The 8,046-nt window shown below is 59.4% G+C and carries 7 protein-coding genes; 5 read left to right on the plus strand and 2 right to left on the minus strand.

Annotated features, from left to right (window positions below):
• The first annotated feature begins 13 nt into the window (after positions 1-13).
• Positions 14-715 (plus strand): glutamine amidotransferase-related protein, encoded by a 702-nt coding sequence (locus JWR98_RS15145; protein WP_225908722.1) that lies wholly within the window; start codon positions 14-16, stop codon positions 713-715.
• Here the strand turns inward: JWR98_RS15145 and JWR98_RS15150 are convergent.
• Positions 700-1,644 (minus strand): TDT family transporter, encoded by a 945-nt coding sequence (locus JWR98_RS15150; RefSeq protein WP_205490443.1) that lies wholly within the window; start codon positions 1,642-1,644, stop codon positions 700-702. The genes JWR98_RS15145 and JWR98_RS15150 overlap by 16 nt on opposite strands.
• Positions 1,645-1,765: 121 nt before the next feature.
• On the opposite strand from JWR98_RS15150, the gene pdxR reads away from it, so the two are divergent.
• Positions 1,766-3,172, plus strand: a complete 1,407-nt coding sequence (pdxR, locus tag JWR98_RS15155) for a MocR-like pyridoxine biosynthesis transcription factor PdxR (protein WP_205490444.1) — start codon at positions 1,766-1,768, stop codon at positions 3,170-3,172.
• Here pdxR and JWR98_RS15160 read toward each other — a convergent pair.
• On the minus strand, positions 3,169-3,975 hold the full coding sequence (locus JWR98_RS15160) for a lipopolysaccharide biosynthesis protein (protein WP_225908723.1): 807 nt from the start codon (positions 3,973-3,975) through the stop codon (positions 3,169-3,171). The two genes, pdxR and JWR98_RS15160, sit on opposite strands and share 4 nt — an antisense overlap.
• Before the next feature lie 170 nt (positions 3,976-4,145).
• On the opposite strand from JWR98_RS15160, the gene JWR98_RS15165 reads away from it, so the two are divergent.
• From JWR98_RS15165 to JWR98_RS15175, 3 genes are all read left to right on the plus strand, one after another.
• Positions 4,146-6,551 carry a TonB-dependent receptor gene (locus tag JWR98_RS15165; RefSeq protein WP_078733884.1) on the plus strand — a complete coding sequence of 802 codons (2,406 nt, stop codon included), beginning with the start codon at positions 4,146-4,148 and terminating at the stop codon, positions 6,549-6,551.
• A 491-nt stretch (positions 6,552-7,042) separates the two neighbouring features.
• Entirely contained in the window at positions 7,043-7,300 is a 258-nt protein-coding gene (locus JWR98_RS30235) for a hypothetical protein (protein ID WP_425273190.1), read from the plus strand.
• Between the two features lie 63 nt (positions 7,301-7,363).
• Positions 7,364-7,978: a TetR/AcrR family transcriptional regulator gene (locus JWR98_RS15175; protein ID WP_078733883.1), complete on the plus strand. Its 615-nt coding sequence runs from the start codon at positions 7,364-7,366 to the stop codon at positions 7,976-7,978.
• Positions 7,979-8,046: the final 68 nt, after the last annotated feature.

Consider the following 8,046-nt stretch of genomic DNA (forward strand, 5'->3'; position numbering starts at 1 on the left):
AGTCCATTTCGTCATGCACGAGTCCTTTGAAGCCCCCGGCGCGTTTGAGGATTGGGTAACCGCCCGGGGTTATCAAGCAAGCTATTCGCGCGTCTACAACTATGATGCCCTGCCGGACGACGCTGCTGCGTTCGATCTGCTGGTCGTGCTGGGCGGCCCCCAGGACCCTGGCACGTCGCTTGAGCAATGCCCTCACTTCAACGCAGTGGCCGAATGCGAGTTGATCAACAAGGCCATCAGCGGCGGGAGGGCCGTGGTGGGTGTTTGCCTGGGTTCACAGTTGATCGGCGAAGCGCTGCAGGCGACGTTTGCACACAGCCCAGAGAAAGAAATCGGCAAATTTCCTATTCACCTGACCGAGGAAGGCCTGGCGAACCCGAAGTTTTCTCACTTCGGCAAAACCCTGGATGTCGGCCATTGGCACAACGACATGCCCGGCCTCACCGCAGACGCGACGATTATTGCCCGCAGCGAAGGCTGCCCACGTCAAATCGTTGAATACAGCCCACTGGTCTATGGTTTTCAGTGCCACATGGAGCTGACCAGAGACGTTGTAGAACTGCTTATCCAGGCATCGGAAGCGGAGCTGGCGACATTGACCGATCGACGTTTTGTCCAGCAACCCGCCGCATTACGGGAAAACGATTACACCGAGATGAACCAGAAGCTGTTCGTGTTTTTGGACAAGCTCGTGGCCGACTACCTGGCCCAGTAGCGTCGGCTTTTCATGGATCGGCACCCCACGTAGATCACGATCAGGGTGCTGACACCCAATGAGGTCAACGCTAAAGCCAGGTTCAAGTCGTTTGCATCGGCGTGGTATACCCGAATAAGCGATGAAGCCAGCGCCGTCGAGGGAAAAGTGAATGCCCACCATTGCCGCGAGAAAGTCGATGTCACCAAGCGCTTGCCCAGGCTGAAGACCACCACGGCGAAAAATAACGAGGTCCATGCCAAACAGTCGACCCAACCGTTCGCCTCTCCTGCCACGTTGTACACGGCAATGGCAATCACTGCGGGAGCCGATACCAGGATGGCCAGGCCGGGCATGGCCGGGGCCGAAATCTTTGGGCTCACGAAAATGATGCGGTAGAGGATCAAAGGCAGAAACACCGCCCAGCACAACACCGCCGAAGTCAGCAGTATTTTGCAAAACGGCGCATACCCAAGCGTGACGCCGGCGAAGCTCGGAGAGGCATTGCCGACCATCGGTATCAGCCAGGCAGGGCTCAGTTCATTGTGGCTGACCTCCTCCAGAAACCAGTGCCGCAGCATGAAGCCCAAAAAGACGACTTGGGCACAAACCGCCACTGTCCAGAGACAGGCTGCGGCGATGTGGCTGTAAGGCAGCAGCGCCTGGGAAAGCAGCGCACCGGAGATCGTGGCGGCGCAGAAGAAGTTACGTCGCGACGGGTTCTGCCATTCCTGGATAACGTATTTCACGGCGTACGTCAGGCGAACAACCTGAAGCAGGATCAGCACGATAAAAATGCCCAGGCCAAGGCACAGCAGGCTTTCGCCCGCTTGCGCAGGCACGCCGAATTCCGATGCGGCGCTGCGCCATGCCAGGCCCAGGCCGGTAATACCCATGACAACGGAAAACAGATCGTAACTGATGTGCTGAACTGAAAGTCGCAAGAGCAAACCTCGTTTTTCTTCACGACTGTCATGAAGTTAACAGCGTGTGTGAGTGAGCGCATAGTGGCCTCCAGTTGCACGCTTCCACAGATCCAATCCCTGATAAAAATTGGCGTCGAGGCTGATCATGCTGGATATTCACTTGGACTTTTCCAGCCTGGCGTCGCCTCTGCATCTTCAGCTCTATGAGCAGATCGCATTGCAGATCGAGCAGTCATTACTGGTAACGGGAGAGCGCCTGCCGCCTACGCGAGCGCTCTCACAGCAACTGAACATTTCTCGCGGCAGCGTTGTGCGTGCTTACGAAACACTGGTATCGGCGGGCCTGTGCCGAAGCGAAACAGGGCGGGGCACGTTCGTGACTGGGTGGCCGGAGCGTGAGGGTAAACCGCCAGTGCTTTCCACGCGCCAATCTAAAAACAGGCTGGCCGAACCCGCTGTCGGTTCAGTGTCGTTGCTGCCAAGTCAGGCGAATGTTGATCACTTGCCCATCAGCGATTTCCGAAACGCCTTTAACCGTACGTTGCGCTACCCCGCTCGGTTCTCACAATTTGGCGAGAGTGCGGGCGATTTTCGTCTGCGCTCGTTGGTGTGCGAGCACCTCCTGCCGGCGCGGGGTATTCACGCCACGCCGGAGCAAGTCCTGATTGTCCCAGGCACTCAGTACGCGTCAGTCCTGCTGGCGATGACCTTAAACAAAACCCATCGTCGCTTGCATTTCGGGGTTCCCGGTTATTTGGACATTGCCCGAAATTTCGATCGGTTTGGCTTTGACCTGGTTCCGCATGCCGTGGACGAAGAGGGGATGACCCTGCCCGAGTCGGCAGGTGATTCAGACGTCATTTATTGTATGCCCGAGCATCATTTCCCTCAGTGCGTTGCGCTCTCGGCGCAGCGTCGGCAAAGACTCCTGAGCTGGGCTGAGCTCAATAAGCTGTACATACTCGAGGACGACTACGACAGTGAATTCTATTTCAATCGCATGCCGCAGCCTGCCTTGAAGGCGAATGACCCTCAAGAGCGGGTCATTTACCTGGGGACGTTCTCCAAGTCGTTATTCAATAGCCTGAGGCTGGGTTATGTCGTTGCCAGTGAAGCGTTGATCAACTCATTGGCTTCGCTGCACTGGAACTTGTCGAGGGGCACCAGCAGCCTGTTGCAGCGCTGGGTCGGCGAGCTGATCGAGGCGGGCATGTACGAGCGGCATATCCGGCGCATGCGGTCGGTGTACAGAGTCAAAAGGGATGCGGTCGCCGAGCTGATCAATCGTCATTTTCCATGCGCGCAGTTCACGCTTCCATCGGGAGGGCTTCAGCTACTTATCGAGTGCCCGGATAAACGCTGTTCAACTGCGATTTTTTTGTGGTGCAAAGAGAATGGCGTGAGGCTCGCAGATCCAGCCAATTATGTGTTGGACTGCCATTGCGGGCCTGACTTTATCGTGCTGGGTTTTGCCAACATCCCCCTCCATGACTTCGAGGCGTTGTTGCTCAAGCTCAAACACTTTTTGTCATGCATGGCTGTCGGAGTCTAACCAAGCATGTCTTTGACCTGCGCCAGCGTCACCTTCGGCACCACACTCTGCGGAAGCCTCGAACACTCGGACAGGTTGTACACCCGGAAATCATCGCCCACGATCTTCTCGGCCATCAGTTCGAACGAGGGCAGTATGCGCGTGTAAAAATGCTGATCAAGCCCGCAGGGCGATCTGGCGACGGTATCGTTCTCATAAAAGCGTCCGGATTTTTCATCCAGGTCGACGCCGACCAGAAACACCGTGGAAAAACCCATATGGAATGCCAGCTGGACCGCCAGATACGCCACCGTCCGCGCATCAAAAAAGCCTTCGCGCATGTCCTTGCTGAACCCTACCGGCCTTTTGCGCAGAGGCAGTAGCGAGTGATCGGCGACCAGCGCTTCGTGTCTGCCCAGTACCGCATCCAGCCAGGACGGTCGTTCAGCCTTGGATAGCGGATAAAACTCGCCGGCGGGTTTTATACGCGATATACGCAAATGGTCTTCCCACAGCGCGACTCGCTGACTGTTGGCCATGGCATAGTTGAATAGCGCCGGCTGTTGCAGGGAAAAGCTTCGGTCCGTACAGGCGTAAAAACACGGTTTGACGGCCGTGTTCAAAAATTTCGAAATGGCGCCGTTCATGGTGATCATCGGCACGTGCGCAAAGTCCTCCAGGGGAAATGACCTTGCCGATGGGCCGGAAGCAATGATGAAAACCGCGCCTGTTTCGACAGCGCGGCAGTTTGCAAAATCGTGCCTGACCAGCTCATCCAGTGAGCCCGGTGCGGGCGCTACAGCGAGGCGGGACAGTGGTTTCATAACGCTCACCGTTAAGTGAATTTAAAAGGCCTACACCACTCGACCAGAGTTTTGTTACAGAGTTTCTTTGTTAAAAAAACGATACATAAGCGTTCGCTCGAAACGCGTGTCCCTTTTTTTCATCTCGCCTGTCATTCCAGGCAAGTGAATTAAATCGAGAGCCTTCTCCCATGCCCGTTGCCGTCCCCTCGCGCTTGCGCCCGTTGCTCAAACTGAGCCTGATGCTGAGCCTCAGCGCCAGCCCGCTGTTCGTCCCCGTAAGCTTTGCCGAAGACAGCAACGCCCGGCGCAGCTACCAGGTGCCGGCGGGCAGCCTGAGCGCGGCATTGACCCGTTTTGCCGGGCTGTCGGGGGTCAACCTGTCGGTGGACCCGGCGCTGGTCAGCGGGCGCAGGAGCAGCGGTCTGTCCGGTGAATACGGCGTGGAAGAGGGCTTCGCGCGCTTGCTGCAAGGCTCCGGCCTGCAACTGCAACCCATGGGCGCGCAAGCCTACATGCTGGTGCCGGTGCCGGAAGGCGGCAGCCTGGAACTGGCGCCGACCTCGATCCTCGGCACCACCGGCCTGTACGACGGTGACACCTATGCCGGTGGTCAAGTGGCGCGCCGTGGCTCGCAAGGTTTGCTGGGCACGCGAGACTTCATGGAAACGCCGTTCAGCATGACCACCTACACGGCGGATGCGGTCAAAAACCAGCAGGCGCGTACGCTGGGCGACCTGATCGCCAGCGACCCGTCGGTGCGCGCTACCAACCCGGCCGGTGGGCGCTATGAGCAGTTCACCATTCGCGGCTTCAGCCTGTTCAACAGCGATGTGTCGTACAACGGTCTCTACGGCGTGCTGCCGACCTACACCATCGACATGGAAATGGCTGACCGCGTCGACATCTTCAAAGGCCCCACCCAGTTGATCAACGGTATCTCGCCGCGTGGCAGCGTGGGCGGTGGGATCAACGTGGTGCCCAAGCGCGCCACCGACAAGGACATCACCTCGTTCACCGGCACCTGGGCCTCCGACAGCCAGGCGGGCGGCGCGGTGGACGTTGGCCGGCGCTTTGGCGAAGACAACCAGTTCGGCCTGCGTTTCAACGGCGTGAAGCAGTCCGGCGACACCGAATGGGATCACCAGAGCGTCGACCGCGAGATGGCCGTGCTGGGCCTGGATTTTCGTGGTGAGCGCCTGCGTCTTTCCACCGACATCGGCCGCACCGAGCGTGACACCGATGCGCCCCAGGAGCGTGTGCAGGTCGCCGCTGCCGCGCCGGTGCCGAGCGCCAACGACGTGCGCCGCAACTACGCGCAGTCCTGGAGCAAGGCGCGCACTCAGGACACCTTCGGCACGGTGAATGCCGAATATGACCTCAGCGACTCGGTGATGCTTTACGGCGGCGTTGGCGCGCGCAAAAGTGACCACGACTTCCTGCGCCATGCCGTATCGGTGACCAATGCCGCGGGCGCATTCAGCGTGCAGCCCCGGGATTTCACCCGCGATGAGAACGTGCGTACCGCCACGGCTGGCGTGCGTAACTGGTTCCATACCGGGCCGGTGAGCCATGAGGTCAACCTGGCCGCCAGTTACTTCTATATGGACTTCACCAACGGCGGTGCGCGTTATGCGAACGCGTCGAGCAACCTCTACAACCCCGTGCAAACCCCAACGCCATCTGTGGCCACGCGCCAGGATGCGAAGGTGTACACCGAGAACAAATTCAGCGGCGTGGCGCTGTCCGACACCCTGGGCTTCTTCGATGACCGCTTGCTGCTCACCCTTGGCGCGCGCTGGCAGCGCGTCGTCGTCGACGACTGGAGCGACGGCATCAAGGGCGACACCCACTACGACGAAGAAAAGGTCTCGCCCTCCGGCGGCCTGCTGTTCAAGGCCACCGACAAGCTATCGTTGTACGCCAACTACATGGAAGGCTTGAGCCAGGGCAAGATCGCACCGTCCACGTCGATCAACGAAGACCAGATCTTCCCGCCGTTTATCAGCCGCCAGGTCGAAGTGGGCGCCAAGTACGACGCCGGTGCCTTCGCCGTAACCGCTGCGGTGTTCCGCATCAAGCAACCGGCGTATGAAACCAACGCCACCTCGCGGGTGTTCGGACCCAACGGCAAGCGCCAGAACACCGGTGCGGAGCTGAGTGTGTTCGGCGAACCGCTCAAGGGCGTGCGCTTGCTCGGCGGTGTGATGTACATCGACAGTAAGCTCAAGGACACCACCAACGGCACCTTCGACGGCAACCGCGCCCCGGCCACGCCGGAGTACAACGTCAACCTCGGCGCCGAATGGGACGTGCCGACCCTCGAAGGCCTGACCCTGACCAGCCGTGGCATCCACTCAAGCTCGCAGTATCTGGACCAGTCCAACATCAAGAAAATCGACGGATGGAACCGCATCGACGTCGGCGCGCGCTATGCCTTCAAGGTGGATGACAAACACGTCACCCTGCGCGCGAATGTGGAGAACCTCGCCGATAAACGTTACTGGAGCTCGGCGGGTGCGTCGGATGACAGCGAGCCGGGGCTGACCTTGTCGACACCGCGTACGTACCTGCTGTCTGCCACCGTCGACTTCTGAACCGGGGGGAGGGCAGGACGTTGGCGTCAGTGGCCGTCCACACCTGTTCCGCCAGAACGTCCTCTTGATCATTGGGGGCAATATCGACGTCGACGTTGCCTGAATTGCCCACTGCCTTTAAGGCACACGCTCTGGAGATGACGCCATGCAGATAACCGCTGCTCAGATCAAACAGATTCTGCCTCAGGTTGAGGAAACCATGCCGCTCGTAGCCCCCCTCAACGCGGCTATGGCGCGCTTTCAGATCAGCACATCACAGCGGGCCGCCGCGTTCATTGCGCAAATCGGCTGTGAGTCGGCGCAACTCGATAGGCTGGTGGAAAACCTCAACTACAGTGCACAGGCACTTGTGCGCGTCTGGCCGAGGCATTTCACATTGGAACTCGCCGAGGAAGTTGCCCATGACCCCGAAAAAATTGCCAACATCGCATATGCGTTTCGCATGGGGAATGGCCCGGTGGAATCCGGGGACGGTTGGAAGTACCGGGGGCGTGGTTTTGGTCACGGGCCGGGACAATTACCAGTCTATCGGCGATGCCCTGAGTCTGGATTTGCTGGCGCATCCGGAGCTGCTCCAGCAACCGGAATATGCCGCACTGTCGGCGGCGCGCTTCTGGTCGGTCAGCGGCTTGAATACCCTGGCAGACAAAGGCGAGTTCGAAGCAATCACCCTGAAGATCAATGGCGGGCTCGATGGTGAAACCGATCGATTGGCGTTTTATCAACGTGCGTTGACGGTCCTGGGCTGAACCGCAATTGCGGCCCAGGGGCAATTTGGATACGGTGCATGTCTGCCCATAAGGACCGTGCCCATGACCGAATCCACCCCCAAGACCCGTCGCGCCCCCAAGGGTGAAAAACGCCGCGAAGAGCTGCTGGACGCAGCCTTGCAGGTGTTTTCCCTGGAGGGCTACGGCGGTGCTTCAATGGCTCAGGTGGCGGGGATAGTCGGCATTTCCGTGGCCGGGTTGCTGCATCATTTTCCCAGCAAGATCTCACTGTTGATGGGCGTGTTGCAGCGCCGCGATGAAGTCAACCAACGGATCGCCGATGAAGTGCGCGCAGAGAAATCCCTCAACGGTTTGCTTGGCAGCCTGCGGGCGATCAATCGTTCCAATGCCACGGCACCGGGCGTGGTACGCGCGTTTACCATTTTGAACGCCGAAAGCCTGCTTGATACCCATCCGGCCTGGGCCTGGTTCCAGGCGCGCTACACGGCGATCCGCCAACGCATGCAGGGGCAGTTCGCCGAACTGGTCGCGGCGGGGGAGGTGCGCGGCGATGTGGACATCGCCGGGCTGGTGGAAGAAATCCTGGCCATGATGGATGGCCTGCAGATCCAGTGGCTGCGTTTTCCGGAACAGGTGGACCTGGTGGCGCGCTTCGATACCTACCTTGCGCGGGTCGAAGCGGCGATCAGGACCTGAGCCGAACGCGATCAAAATGTGGGAGGGGCAAGTCGAATCGTCGCACCGCCCTCCCACACTGGACCGCG

Origin of the sequence: Pseudomonas lactucae (assembly GCF_016937615.1) — a bacterium.
Lineage (GTDB): Bacteria > Pseudomonadota > Gammaproteobacteria > Pseudomonadales > Pseudomonadaceae > Aquipseudomonas > Aquipseudomonas lactucae.

Excerpts from the sequence above, each read along its gene's own strand:
- JWR98_RS15145 (WP_225908722.1), top strand. The coding sequence starts at position 14 with ATGCACGAGTCCTTTGAAGCCCCCGGCGCGTTTGAGGATTGGGTAACC.
- pdxR (WP_205490444.1), top strand. The coding sequence starts at position 1,766 with ATGCTGGATATTCACTTGGACTTTTCCAGCCTGGCGTCGCCTCTGCAT.
- JWR98_RS15160 (WP_225908723.1), bottom strand. The coding sequence starts at position 3,975 with ATGAAACCACTGTCCCGCCTCGCTGTAGCGCCCGCACCGGGCTCACTG.
- JWR98_RS15165 (WP_078733884.1), top strand. The coding sequence starts at position 4,146 with ATGCCCGTTGCCGTCCCCTCGCGCTTGCGCCCGTTGCTCAAACTGAGC.
- JWR98_RS15175 (WP_078733883.1), top strand. The coding sequence starts at position 7,364 with ATGACCGAATCCACCCCCAAGACCCGTCGCGCCCCCAAGGGTGAAAAA.